This window comes from Kribbella koreensis (genome assembly GCF_039525325.1).
GTDB classification, from domain to species: Bacteria; Actinomycetota; Actinomycetes; order Propionibacteriales; family Kribbellaceae; genus Kribbella; species Kribbella koreensis.
In genome coordinates this window covers 331,586-344,214 of sequence record NZ_BAAAHK010000007.1, presented here as the reverse complement: position 1 = coordinate 344,214, position 12,629 = coordinate 331,586, and the positions used below count along the sequence as shown (strand labels likewise).

The following is a 12,629-nucleotide window of genomic DNA, read 5'->3' as shown; positions in this document are numbered from 1 at the left end:
GTATGGATCATCTTGTGCGCTACATGGGGCCTGGCGCGTTCAGCCCGGATCTGATCGACCATGCGGCCGGCAGCTTCCTGTTCACCGAGGACGGGCGCCGGATCCTCGACTTCACCTCCGGGCAGATGAGCGCGATTCTCGGGCATTCGCACCCGGACATCGTCGACACCGTCCGGCGGCAGATCGGGACGCTCGACCATCTGTTCAGCGGGATGCTGAGCCGGCCGGTGGTCGAGCTGGCGCGGCGGCTGGCGGAGTCGCTGCCCGAGCCGCTGTCGAAGGTACTGCTGCTCAGCACCGGCGCGGAGTCGAACGAGGCCGCGATCCGAATGGCCAAGCTGGTCACCGGCAAGCATGAGATCGTCTCGTTCGCGCGGTCGTGGCACGGGATGACGCAGGCGGCGGCCAATGCGACGTACAGCGCTGGGCGTAAGGGGTACGGGCCTTCATCGCCTGGCAACTTCGCCATCCCGGCGCCTAATACTTATCGGCCGGACTTCTTGGCTGCTGATGGGTCGCTCGACTGGCAACGCCAGCTGGACTTCGGCTTCGAGCTGATTGACGCGCAGTCCGTCGGCAGTCTCGCCGCCTGCATCGTCGAGCCGATCCTGAGCTCCGGGGGTGTTCTCGATCTACCTGTCGGGTATCTCGCCGCGTTGCAGCAGAAATGCCGCGAGCGGGGCATGCTGCTGATCCTCGACGAGGCGCAGACCGGGCTCTGCCGGACGGGGGACTGGTACGCCTTCGAGCGCGACGGCGTAGTACCGGACATCCTCACCCTGTCCAAGACCCTCGGTGCCGGCCTCCCGATCGCCGCCGTCATCACCAGCCCGGAGATCGAGGCGGCCGCCCACGACCGCGGCTACCTCTTCTTCACCACCCACGTCTCCGACCCGCTGGTCGCCGCCGTCGGCAACACCGTCCTGGATGTCCTCACCCGAGACCACTTGGACGAACAAGCCGCCAAGCTCGGTACCTTCCTCCGGTCGGGCCTGTTGGAACTGGCTGACCGCCACCCAGCCATCGCCGACATCCGCGGACGCGGCCTCTTACTAGGCGTGGAACTAGGCGGCGCCGATGCCGACCAACTAGGCGCCGCCGTCACCCGCCGCTGCCTCGAACTGGGCCTCCACATGAACATCGTCCAACTCCCCGGCATGGGCGGGGTCTTCCGTATCGCCCCACCCCTCACCGCCACCGAAGAAGAACTCTCCCTGGGCCTGGAAATCCTGGACGCCGCCCTGTCGTCCTGAAGCCGCCGTGTTGACGTTGTCATCTGAACTGCTAAGCTGCTTAGATGACAACGTCAACTGAATCATCTCTGCGGTACCTGCTCGACCGCGCCGAAATCGCCGACGTCCAACTCCGCTACGCCACCGGCACCGACTCCCGCGACTGGGACCTCTTCCGCTCCTGCTTCACCGACGAGGTAGAAGTCGACTTCAGTGAAGGCTTCGGCCAACCGGTGGTCCGCCTCTCCGCCGACGACTGGGTCAAGGCCACCGCCCCTCGCATGGAGTCCTTCCAAGCCACGCAGCACATGATCACCAACGTGGTCATCACCTTCGAAGACGACGACCACGCCACGGTCGTCGCGTACGTCCGAGCCCGCCACCACCTCCCCAACTCCACCGGCAGCCCCGACCAAACCGTCTACGGCCACTACACCAACAAGTTCGTCCGCACGGCTTCCGGCTGGCGAATCTCCACCCTCAAACTCACCGCCACCTGGATGACCGGCAACTTCGGCATCTTCCAATCCGTCCTAACCCCCTAGCCCGCCTTCCATCCCACGCACGCTCCGGCTCTGCCCGACCGCGCCGAGGGACTGTCTTGTCGACCCCGACGTCGTTGAGCGAGACGCCACAGTGGACAGCTGACGGGACATCGACCGCCAGGTTGGCGGACGAAAGCCGAAGTCGGTCGAGGTGTGGCGTGGTCTTGCCGCTGAGATGGTGGTCGAACTCCTGCCGGGCCTCGCCGTTGCTCGTGTACAGGCCTCCGTGCTGTGGGTGCTCAAGGCTCAGAACTCGTAGGCGCCGACGTCGTACGGGATGGTGCGGGGGTTGCCGGAGGCGTCGGTGGTGGGGGCGTCGGTGGGGGTGCCGGCGTCGATGGCGGGGCTGCCGGGTTTTAGGTGGACGTCCAGGGCGGGGTAGTTGGCGAAGTAGGTGGTGTACGCCGTACCGACCTCGATGTTGTTGCTGTGTTGGGTGTTGGTGGCCGCGCCGGTGTTGAAGTGGTGGGCGAGGTTGTTGCGGACCACGTTGTGGTCGGACGGGGTGCCGTCCTTCTGGTTGGTCAGGCGGATCTCGCTGTCGGTGCCCAAGGGGTTGGGAACGACTGTGTTGTTGACGATTCGGCTGTTGTCCATGCCGTACAGCCCCATCGCGAGACCGACCTCGACCAGTACTACGTTGTTCTCGATGGTCCAGTTGTCGTACGGGCCGTCGAACGCGCTGATGCCCTGGATCGTGTACTTCCCGTCGTACTGGAACGGGATGTTCGGATACCGCGTGCCCTGGCGGCTGATGAAGACGTTGCCGCGGATGATGACGTTGGTCACCGGCGTGAAGCTGCCGTCGCCGCGATAGCTCTGGAACATGTCGCGGTGTGGGGGATCGGCCTCCATGCCGGCCGGTACGACCGCATAGCTGTTGACCGCGGTGTTGCTCTCGATCAGGCAACCGCTGACCTTGCAGCGGTACGCGTCCTCCCAGAAGTTCTGGACATCATTGCCTCGCACAACGGCTCCGGTCGCGCCGGCGCCGGCGGTGGATGTCCGCTCGAGCATGATGCCGTTGCGTACATTGCGGACGTGATTGCCGATCAGCTGGTTGTTGCTACCAGCAACCAATATGCCGGTACCGCTCCGCTGCACCCACTGATCGTTGGACCAGGTCTGCGCCGAGGAGTCGCTCGCGGCGCGGATCGAGGAGTTCTGGACGACGTTGTCGGTGGCGCCGCTGTCGACCTGGACCAGATTGCCGGTCGTGAAGGAGCCGTCGGCCTCCTGGGGTGACACCAGTACTCCGTCCACGGTCCAATGGTTCGCGCCGCTCTGGAAACGCAAGGTCTTCATGGTCGGGGTCTGCCCGGGCGCGGCCTTGATGGTGCGCACGCCCGAGGAGACGCCACCGCGGATCACGGGGCTGCCGTGGTTGCCGTTGCGGAGGTAGATGATGTCGCCGGCAGCGAAGGTCTTGCCGGAAGCGAAGACCTCCTCGAGCGTCCGCCACGGGCTGGCGGAGGTACCGGTGTTGCTGGATGAGCCGACGGCCGGGTCCACGTAGTACGTCGTACCGGTGGTGGCTGCTGCGGCGTGCAGGGCCGGCGCTCCGAGGAGGAGCAAAAAGGGCAGGGCGAGGCGACTGAACATCGACAATCTCCTTCAGCGTGGGGCGGTTCACTGAGGACTTGTCGGATGAGTGTGTGCCCAGTCATCCTCTAGGTCAAGAGATTCATACTAATGAATTTTCACGGCCAGCACGTCCTTCAGTCGCCCTTCGGCTTCAGGGGGATTGTGAACTGTTCGGGGAAGGTCCAGTCGAAGTGGACGGCGGCCAGGCGGATGAGCGTGGCCACCGCGACGCAGACGACGCCCGCGATCGGGATGGGGCTGCCGAGTTTGGCGAGTAGTACCAGTGCTCCGGTACCCGCGCCCGCGGCTACGGCGTACAGGGTGCTCACGTGCAGGAAGGAGAACGGCTGGCCCAGCATGACGTCGCGCAGCATTCCGCCGCCGATCGCTCCGATCACGCCGACCACCAGGGCTCCGGCCACGCCTACGCCGAGGGACAGTGCCTTCGAGGCCCCGATCGCGCCGAACAGTCCCATCACGACGGCGTCGAGGACGGTGATCAGCCAGTCCGCTCGCGCGAACACGGGTTGCAGCACCATGCCGAGGATCGCCGAGGCGGCCGCGACGATCAGGTACCAGTTGCTCCAGACAACGACCGGCGGCTGGTTGAGAACGAGGTCGCGGAGCAGACTCCCGCCGAGCGAGACGGCGAGTCCGATCGCGATGACACCGAGTACGTCGATGCGGCGAGACCTGGCGCCCGCGGCGAAGAGCGCTCCTTGGAGACCGCCGAGTCCGGCGGCCAGGAGCTCGATCCAGAGCGCCACCTGGAACGGCGTGATCGGCATGGTGTCCTTCCGGAGAACGGGACCGGCGCGCGCGATCCCGGCCTCGAAGACGGTTCAGTGGCTGGTGCGCGTAGCACCCTTGGCGGCAGCGTCGATGACGTCGGCGACGACGCCTGCCTGCGTGATGAAGCCGGCGTGACTGGCGGACACGTTGGTGATGGTGGCGCCGGCCCGCTTCGCCATGTGCTGCAGCATCGCCTGGTCGAACGCCTTGTCCTCCGTGGCGATGACGGCCCAGCTGGGCTTGTCCCGCCAGGCCGCGTTCTTCACCGGTGCGCCGAAGGCGGATATGTTGATCGGGACCTGCGTGTCACGTAGGAAGGCTGCGTCCACGTCGCTGACGTCGTGGGCGAAACCGGCCTGGAACTTCTCGTGGTTGAGGAACCCGTACCCGTCGACGACGTCGATGACGAACTCCGGCGTCGCCGCGAATCCCTCGTACTGCTGGCTGGTGGTCTCGCCGGCGTCGGGCGCTAGTGCGGAGACGTAGACCAGCCCCGCCACGGCCGCGTGCGCACCGGCTTCGGTGATGACCGTGCCGCCCCAGGAGTGGCCGACGAGGATCGTGGGGCCGTCCTGCCGATCCAGGACCCGGGTGGTCGCCTCGACGTCGTCCTCCAGCGAGGTCAGCGGGTTCTGCACGATCGTCACCCGGTAGCCGCGCGCTGTCAGGTTGTCGTACACGCCACGCCATCCCGAGCCGTCGGCGAACGCGCCGTGCACCAGTACGACGTTCTTGATCTCCTGGTCGGTGCTCATGAGCCGGTCCTCTCCTTCCCGCCCCGGGAGTGCCCGAGCGGATCGCTGGTCCGGAGACGGCGATCGCGTCTCCGATATGCAATATATTGGTGCGTATCGACCAGCGCAAGAGCCGCCGAGGATTCACGGCGTGACGGATTGTGCGTGCAATATGTTGCAATGCCGATTCCTTCGGGCGGTCCAGCCGTCGACCGAACCCTCCTGCGCGACGACGTCTACCGGCGCCTCCGCGACGCGATCGTCGACGGAACGTTCGCCCCAGGGGAGCAACTCAAGGACGGCGACCTCGCCGAATGGCTGGGTGTCAGCCGCACCCCGGTCCGCGAAGCGCTCCTACGCCTCGGCGAGAGCGGCCTGGTAGTCGCGCTACCCGGCCGGTCCACCACAGTCAGCACCATCGACGTCCAGGCCGTGAGCGACGCGAGAGACGTCGTCGCCGCGATGCACGAACTGGCCGTACGAGGCGTAGCCGGTCACCTCAACCCTGAAGACATCCAGCGAATGCGAGACGCCAACGACCGCTTCGCCACGGCCGTCGCATCAGGCGACGCCGACGCCGCCCTCACCGCCGACGAGGACCTCCACAGAATCCCCGTCACCGCCCTGGGCAACCGAGCCCTCGAAGCAACCCTCGAACGCTTCGACCCCCTGATCCGCCGAGCCGAACGAACCCGCTTCAAAGCCGACGGCCAATCCTCGGTCGCCCGCCACAACGACCTGATCACCCTGATCGAATCCGGCGACGCCCCCGGCGCAGCCGCCCTGGCCTTCGACCTCTGGCACACCCTCACAACCGACGAAACCCCCAAATAGAAGAGGTCGGCATCGTCGATCTCAGCAACCCGTCACTCGTGTACCAGGAAGTCGTGCCGCTGCCGGTCCTGTCGACCTTCCTGACCGGATCGGTGCTCCTGCCCACCAGAACAGCCGGCAAGGTCTACCAGATCGACGGCCTGGCAGTCCGCCGCACCGGCCCAGCCTAGGGGAGCCCGGCTTCGTACGCGGCGATCACGAGATGGACCCGGTCGCGGGCGCCCAGCTTCGCCAGGATGCGGGCCACGTGAGTCTTGGCGGTCAGCGGGCTGACCACCAACTCGTCCGCGATCTCCCGGTTGCTTCGGCCGGCGGCGACCAGGCGAAGCACCTCGTGTTCGCGCGCCGTCAGGCTGGCCAACCGCTCAGGCGCAGGGGCGTCCGGGCGACTCAGCGCGCGGGTGATGACCGCCCTGGTCGCGCCGGGCGAGAGCAGCGCTTCCCCAGCCGCGACGGTGCGGATGGCGTCCAGCAGCGCGTCCGGACGGGTGTCCTTGGGCAGGAAACCACACGCCCCCGCGCGAAGGCCGCGCAGTACGTTGGTGTCGGTCTCGAACGTGGTCAGGATCAGCACCTTGCTGCTGCTCGATCGGTCGCCGGCGGTGATTTGCCGGGTCGCCTCGATGCCGTCGGTGCTCGGCATCCTGATGTCCATCAAGACGACGTCGGGGCGCAGGTCCCGGGTCAGTGTCACCGCCTCGTCTCCGGTGCCGGCCTCTCCGACGACCTCCATGTCGTCAGCGGAATTGACCAGCAGCGCGAACGCGCCGCGCACCAGGGTCTGGTCGTCGGCGAGCAGGACCCGGATCACGAGGGCACCCGCCAGATCTCCGGCAGCGGCAGGCTGGCCCGTACTTCGAACCCTCCGGACTCGCCCGGGCCGGCGGACAGTTCGCCGCCGACGGCCTGTGCTCGCCCTGTCATCCCGGCGATCCCGAAGCCGGCCGGTGTCACGGTCGAGCTCGCTCGCGCGGGCCCGTGATCGACGACCGCGATCCGCAGCCGGTGGCCGTTCTGGGCGAGTCGGACGGTCGCGTGCCTGGCCTTCGAGTGCCGGATGACATTGGTGAGCGACTCCTGGATGATCCGATAGGCCACGACGGACACCGTCGACGGTAACTCGCCCGGGAGCCCGTCAGCTTCCACGTCGACCCGGACATCGGCCGCCTCGGCCATCTCCACGAGACGATGCAGCTCGCCGAGGTGGGGCGCCGGCGCGGTTGGCTCGGCATCGCCACCATGCAGCAGGTCCAGAACGGCACGCAGCTCGCGGAGTGTGGCCCCGCTCGTGTCCGACAGGCTGTGCAGCGTGCTGGACAGCTCCTGCAGCGACGCATCCCCGCGCCCCGGCAGCTGGTCGATCAAGTGCGCGGCGACGGACGCCTGGACGTTCGCGACCGCGAGGCCGTGAGCCAGGACGTCGTGCAGCTCTGCAGCGATCAGGACCCGCTCCTCGGCGACCCGCCGCTCGACCTCGTCGGCACGTTCCTGCTCGGCCCGCGCGGTGACGGCGGCCTTCCAGTTTTCATGGAAGCGGACCGCCAGCCCGGCGAAGAAGGCCATGAACAGCCAGCCGACGCCGAGGAGAGCATCGTCAGGTGCCCCCGACGCCTCGTCGGCGAGGACCGGCACGGTCACCGCGGCCACCGCCAGCAGGACGGCGGTGGCCCGCCGCGGTGGCGCGCTGTGGCGCGCCGCCGTGAACGCCGCCACCAGTGAGGCCGGCATCGTGGCCTCGTGGGGATAGTCGAGGATGTGGTACGGCGTCGACACGACGAGGACCGCGAGGACTACGAGGATCGGCCGGCGCCGGCGGGCCAGCAACGGCGCCGACATCGCGCCCAGGAGGGCGATCGCCCACAGATCCACGCTTCGCTCGCCGTCGAAATCGACCGCGTGGATCGTCAGAGCGACGACGACGCCGAGCACGAACACCGCCGCCGTCAGCAGCCGATCGGCTACTGACGGACGGAGCGCCGTCATCGTTCACCCAGTGTCATCGACAGGGTCATCGACACAGTCCTATCCCATGCGCCAGAGCTTGCTGGGCCACCAGATCCGCGAACCCAGCGACATCGTCAGTGCGGGAACCACGATGGACCGCACCAGCAAGGTGTCGATGAGCACGCCGACGGCGACCAGTATCCCAATCTCGACGAGCATGACGAGCGGCAGCGTGGCGAGCACCGCGAACGTCGCCGCGAGCACGACGCCGGCCGAGGTGATCACGCCACCGGTCACCGCGAGGCCACGTTTCGTGCCCTCGACAGTGCCGTGCCGGGCGGCCTCCTCACGGACCCGGGTCATCAAGAAGATGTTGTAGTCGACCCCGAGTGCGACCAGGAAAAGGAACCCGATCAGGGGCACCGACGACTCCAACCCGGCGAAACCGAGCACGTGGTCGAACACCAGGTTGCACAGTCCGAGGGCTCCGAAGAACGACACCACGACGGTGGCGACCAGTACCAGCGGAGCCACGATCGCCCGCAGCAGCAGCCCGAGGATGGTGAGCACCACCAGCAGGATCAGCGGCATCACCAGATTGCGGTCGCTCTTGTTGGTCTCGGCCTCGTCAAGCTTCTCGGCACTCGGCCCACCGACCAGCGCGGCCTCGCCGGCGACCTCGCGTACGTGCTCCCGCAGCCGCTTGATCGTTGCCGTCTCACCCGCGCTTTCCGGCGAGTCGACCGGGAGCGCGGAGATCTCCACCCAGTCATCACTGGTCCGGCCGATCTCGGCTTCGGCAACCCCCGGTGTCGTTTTGACGGCGGCCAGGACCTCGCGGCTCTGGTCCGGCCGGCTCATCACGGTGAGCGGCTGACCGCTCTGGTCGGGGTAGCGCACCTCGATCAGCTTCGCCCCGGTCACCGACTCCGGCGTCGAACGGGCGAACTGGTCCAGCTGCGGAAGCGACCCGGTGGCTCCCACTGTGCCCAGCGCGAGACCGCCCAAGATGACCAGCGGCACCGCCCAGCTGACCACGCGGCGGCGCGCAACCAGCTCGCCGAGCCGACCCCACCGAGTACCAGATGCGTGTGCTTCCACCCCGAGCCGCGGCACGAACGGCCAGAAGACCCGGCGCCCAAGCACCACCAGCAGGGCCGGGAAAAGCGTCAACATGACGAGCAGCGTGGACCCGATGCCAGCCGCACCCACCGGGCCGAGACCGCTGGTGCTGTTGAGATCCGCCGCCAGCAGGCACAACAAGCCGGCTACCACCGTCGCCGCCGAGGCGAGGATCGCCGGGCCGGCCCCACGCAGCGCTGCCAGCATCGCGTCGATCGGCCGCTCGTGGTTGTGCAGCTCCTCGCGGTAGCGAGACACGACCAGCAAGGCGTAGTCGGTGCCCGCGCCGAAGACCAGGACGATCAGCAACGCCGAGCTCATGCTCGTCACGGTGAAGTCGAAGATCTGGGTGAGTGCGTAGACAACACCCATCGACATGATCGCCGCGACCCCGACCGCCGTGAGCGGGACCAGCCACAGCAGCGGGCTGCGGTACGTCAGGATCAGCAGGATCGCCACCACTACGGCGGTAGCGAGCATCAACGTAGCGTCGACGGAATCGAAGACCTCGTCCATGTCGGCCCCTAGCGCGGTCGGACCGGTGACATAGGCATTCAGGCCGTTCGGCCGGCCGGCAAGAAGGTCACGCGCCTCGGCGGTGGCACGAGCCTCCTCGTCGATCGCCTTCCGGTCGAGCGGCAGCGTGTACATCAGGGCTGTGCCGTCGGCGGAGTCGATGATCTGGGGCGATGCGCCGGTGTCGCTGCCGAATCGCTTCGCCAGCTCGGCGTGACCGCGTACGACCGCCTCCCGGTCGCCTGGTCGAAGGCCGCCGGGTCGTTCGTACACGACCACGAGCAGGCCGTTCTCACCGCCGGGCAGCCTGGCTTCGGCCTGGAGCACCTTGGTCGACTGGGCGCTTGCCGGCAGGTAGTCGGCCTGGCCATCGCGAGTCACCGAGTCGAGCTTGCCGGCAAGCGAGAAGCCGCCAACCAGCAGCCCGATCCACACAGCCAGCATGAACCACGGCAGCACGGTCTTGCCCCGTGATCTTTTCGGTCGGGTATCGGCACCGGAGTGGCCGGGCGCCCGTAGCTGAGAAGTCATGGCAACCACGCTGTCAACCCGACAGGTCTGAAACGTCCGGCCACAGCAGACACTTCGCCGTACTCCGCACGGAGTACGGCCCCAGTTCAGAGAGCCGACGAGGGGACTCGAACCCCTAACCACCGCTTTACAAGAGCGGTGCGCTGCCAGTTGCGCCACGTCGGCGGGTGCACGGGAGTGCGTGGCCATCGTAGTGGATGGTGGGGTGGGGGTGGTGCGGGTGGGGGATTGGTTAGGTGGGTGGGGCGATTGGGGTGGTGGGTGGGGTCATGGGGGTTGGGGTGTTGAGGGTGGCTATGGGGCGGCGGAGGGATTGGGCGCCTGGGATTGCGGTTAGGGCTACGGCGGCCATTACCAGGAAGGCGGCTAGGGGGTGGTCTACCAGTAGGCCGACGATGGTGGCGACGATCAGGCCGCCTAGGTTGCCGGACATCCAGATCAGGCCCGCTGCGGTGCCTTCGGCTTCGCCGGTTCGGCGTTCTACCAGTTCTAGGACGATGGGTAGGGCGGGGAGTAGTAGGAAGCCGATCAGGGTGATGGCTATGAAGGCCAGGACGGCGCCGGGCCATAGGGCCAGGGCGGCGCAGGCTAGGGCGGTTATGGAGAGGCTGGCTACTAGGAGGGCGGCTTCGGCGTGGTGGCGGACTACCAGGACTGGGACTATGGCGCTGCCGATTACTCCGGCTACTACGTTGACTAGGAGGATTGTGGAGGCGGTGCCGGCGGTTACGCCTGCGGGTTCTAGTAGGGCTTGGGTGAAGGTGGTCATGGCTACGAAGACGCCGAAGGGGAAGATCGCCAAGAGGCAGAGGCGGCGGATTAGGGGGTCGGACCAGGCGATCTTCAGGGCGTTGCGGTCTGGGCGGTGGTGTTCTGGTTTGTGTTCGCCTGGTTTGCGGAGGGCGATGATGAGCCAGGCGGCGGCGATTACGGAGAAGATTGCCGTTAGCCAGAGCATGGTGGGGAGGTCGTTGCTGTCGGCCAGGATGGCTGAGAGGGCGAAGGCTATGACCATGCCGGCGAAGATGCTGGCGGTTCCCGCGGCTATGCCGGTGGGGCGGTCTTTTTCGGAGAGGTAGCGGCCGGTGATGCCGGTGACCGCGTTCAGGACCAAGGGCTGGGCGATGGAGGCTAGGAGTTGGCCCGCGAGGAGCCAGTTGTAGGTGTCGCCGAGTCGTAGTAGGGCGCCGAGGGCGGTTAGGACGGCGCCGGCGATCAGGCCGCTGCGGAACCATTTGTCGAGGATCAGGCCGGCGGGGATTGCCAGTACCACGTACAAGAGCGGGAAGACTTGGGCCAGCCAGCCGATGGCGTTTTCGGAGACGTTGTAGCGGGTGGCGGCGACCGTGGTGACGCCGGCGAAGTTGAGCCAGACGAGTTGGGTGGCCGCGCCTACCAGGGCGAAGGCGACGATTGCTCCCCAGCGGCTGCGCAGTTTGAGCTCCACCATCAGTGTTTCCCTCCCAATGATTACCGCAGAGTAGCGCGCACGCGGCGGTCGATGAAGCGGCGGACGAGCGGGGCGAAGAGCGGGCCCAGGCCGGACAGGGTGGCTATGCCGGGATCGGAATAGACGGCGAAGCGACGGCGGTCGATCGCGCGGACAATGTCGGTGGCGACCTGGTCGGCGGTGATGGGTTTGATCGCGCCGGAGATGGCGGCGGTCTCCGCGGGTTTGTAGAGGTTTTCCTCGGCCAGTTGCGGTGTGTCGACGTCGGGCGGGAAGACGCAGGCGACGTGGATTCCGGCGGGCTTCAGTTCGCTGCGGACGACCTCCATCAGGCCCCGTACGGCGAACTTCGCCGGCGCGTACGCCGAATAGCCGTAGAACCCGAGTAGCGCCGTACTGGAGCTGATCGCCACGATCGAGCCGCTCCGACGCGAGACCATCGACGGCGCCACGGCGCGGATGGCGTAGAGCGTGCCGAAGTAGTCGACCTCGATCATCTGCCGGAACACCTCATCGGACAGGTCGAGGAAGGGGCCGGGGCGGGCCAGGCCAGCGGCGGTGATCAGCACATCACACGGGCCCGCCTCAGCAACGAAGCCGGCGAGAGCCGCGGTCAGGGCGGCCTGGTCCGAGACGTCGACGGCCGCAGTACGGACTAGCGCGCCGGATGAGCGCAACGACGCCGCAGCCGACTCCAGGCGGTCGGCGCCGCGGGCGATCAGGGAGACCGAGGCACCGCGGGAAGCCAGCAGCCGGGCCGTCGCCAGGCCGATCCCGCTGGAGCCGCCGGTGACGACAACATGAGCGTTGCTCACTTTTGTCATGGAGAGACCCTGCCATGGCGGTCGGCCTTCTGGATAGAAGAGGAACGAAACGCACCCTTCGCGGGACTGGGGATCCTGGAGTTATCCACAGGGTGGTGCGGACTACGCCCAACGCGTACCGCCGCGCCTTCAGTTGACGATGAAGAAGGCAGCGGGGAGGGTGGGTTGATGGCACGGCCCTGGGGGAGGCGTATGAGTGGAGACCGGGCGGCCCGGATCGACTTGTCCGTGGTCGATGGCGGGGGCGCGGTGGTTGCCGTGGCCGGGATGATGGACGTTCCGGTCGCGATGGCGTTGCGCCGGTTGCTGGTCGAGGCGTCCGAATGGCGGGCAGGGGCCTTGCGGCTCCGGCTCGATATTCCGGTCAACGGGGCTGAGTTGCTGGCGCAGATCCTCCGGGACGCGCAGGCGCGGTTCCGCGCCAAGGGGCGCAAGCTCGTGGTGGCGACGCCCAATCCGGCGGTCGCGAAGTTGCTGGCCGGCGCCAACGTCGCGGCGGAGCTCGAATAGTCCTGGGTACA

At 67.3% G+C, this 12,629-nt stretch carries 13 protein-coding genes and 1 tRNA gene; 5 read left to right on the top strand and 9 right to left on the bottom strand.

Going from position 1 to position 12,629, the window contains the following annotated elements; all coding sequences use genetic code 11:
* Positions 1-2: 2 nt before the first annotated feature.
* Positions 3-1,253, top strand: coding sequence for an aspartate aminotransferase family protein (locus tag ABD116_RS15560; RefSeq protein WP_343969549.1), 1,251 nt, complete (start codon positions 3-5; stop codon positions 1,251-1,253).
* A gap of 44 nt (positions 1,254-1,297) precedes the next feature.
* On the top strand, positions 1,298-1,777 hold the full coding sequence (locus ABD116_RS15555; protein WP_343969546.1) for a nuclear transport factor 2 family protein: 480 nt from the start codon (positions 1,298-1,300) through the stop codon (positions 1,775-1,777).
* A gap of 246 nt (positions 1,778-2,023) precedes the next feature.
* Here the strand turns inward: ABD116_RS15555 and ABD116_RS15550 are convergent, their stop codons facing one another.
* The 3 genes from ABD116_RS15550 to ABD116_RS15540 form a co-directional block, all read right to left on the bottom strand.
* The gene (locus tag ABD116_RS15550; RefSeq protein WP_343969543.1) at positions 2,024-3,379 is read right to left on the bottom strand and encodes a choice-of-anchor Q domain-containing protein; all 1,356 of its coding nucleotides are present in this window, start codon (positions 3,377-3,379) and stop codon (positions 2,024-2,026) included.
* Positions 3,380-3,495: 116 nt separating this feature from the next.
* The gene (locus tag ABD116_RS15545) at positions 3,496-4,149 is read right to left on the bottom strand and encodes a trimeric intracellular cation channel family protein (protein WP_343969540.1); all 654 of its coding nucleotides are present in this window, start codon (positions 4,147-4,149) and stop codon (positions 3,496-3,498) included.
* A gap of 54 nt (positions 4,150-4,203) precedes the next feature.
* A complete protein-coding gene (locus tag ABD116_RS15540; protein ID WP_343969537.1) occupies positions 4,204-4,908 on the bottom strand; it encodes an alpha/beta hydrolase in 705 nt (234 codons plus the stop codon).
* Positions 4,909-5,067: 159 nt separating this feature from the next.
* Between ABD116_RS15540 and ABD116_RS15535 the strand changes: the two genes are divergently transcribed.
* Both ABD116_RS15535 and ABD116_RS15530 read left to right on the top strand, forming a co-directional pair.
* The gene (locus tag ABD116_RS15535) at positions 5,068-5,721 is read left to right on the top strand and encodes a GntR family transcriptional regulator (RefSeq protein ID WP_343969534.1); all 654 of its coding nucleotides are present in this window, start codon (positions 5,068-5,070) and stop codon (positions 5,719-5,721) included.
* Between the two features lie 38 nt (positions 5,722-5,759).
* Entirely contained in the window at positions 5,760-5,891 is a 132-nt protein-coding gene (locus ABD116_RS15530) for a hypothetical protein (RefSeq protein ID WP_343969531.1), read from the top strand.
* Here the strand turns inward: ABD116_RS15530 and ABD116_RS15525 are convergent.
* The 6 genes from ABD116_RS15525 to ABD116_RS15500 all read right to left on the bottom strand — a co-directional run bounded on the left by ABD116_RS15525 (position 5,888) and on the right by ABD116_RS15500 (position 12,108).
* Positions 5,888-6,532, bottom strand: a complete 645-nt coding sequence (locus tag ABD116_RS15525; RefSeq protein ID WP_343969528.1) for a response regulator — start codon at positions 6,530-6,532, stop codon at positions 5,888-5,890. The two genes, ABD116_RS15530 and ABD116_RS15525, sit on opposite strands and share 4 nt — an antisense overlap.
* Positions 6,529-7,704, bottom strand: a complete 1,176-nt coding sequence (locus ABD116_RS15520; RefSeq protein WP_343969525.1) for a sensor histidine kinase — start codon at positions 7,702-7,704, stop codon at positions 6,529-6,531. Before ABD116_RS15520 ends, ABD116_RS15525 begins: the two co-directional genes overlap by 4 nt.
* A gap of 39 nt (positions 7,705-7,743) precedes the next feature.
* Positions 7,744-9,834, bottom strand: coding sequence for an MMPL family transporter (locus ABD116_RS15515; protein ID WP_343969522.1), 2,091 nt, complete (start codon positions 9,832-9,834; stop codon positions 7,744-7,746).
* Between the two features lie 92 nt (positions 9,835-9,926).
* Positions 9,927-9,999: transfer RNA gene (locus tag ABD116_RS15510), tRNA-Thr, on the bottom strand.
* 67 nt (positions 10,000-10,066) lie between these two features.
* Positions 10,067-11,284 (bottom strand): MFS transporter, encoded by a 1,218-nt coding sequence (locus ABD116_RS15505; protein ID WP_343969519.1) that lies wholly within the window; start codon positions 11,282-11,284, stop codon positions 10,067-10,069.
* 20 nt (positions 11,285-11,304) lie between these two features.
* On the bottom strand, positions 11,305-12,108 hold the full coding sequence (locus ABD116_RS15500; RefSeq protein ID WP_343969516.1) for an SDR family oxidoreductase: 804 nt from the start codon (positions 12,106-12,108) through the stop codon (positions 11,305-11,307).
* A 192-nt stretch (positions 12,109-12,300) separates the two neighbouring features.
* Between ABD116_RS15500 and ABD116_RS15495 the strand changes: the two genes are divergently transcribed.
* Entirely contained in the window at positions 12,301-12,618 is a 318-nt protein-coding gene (locus ABD116_RS15495) for a hypothetical protein (RefSeq protein WP_343969513.1), read from the top strand.
* Positions 12,619-12,629: the final 11 nt, after the last annotated feature.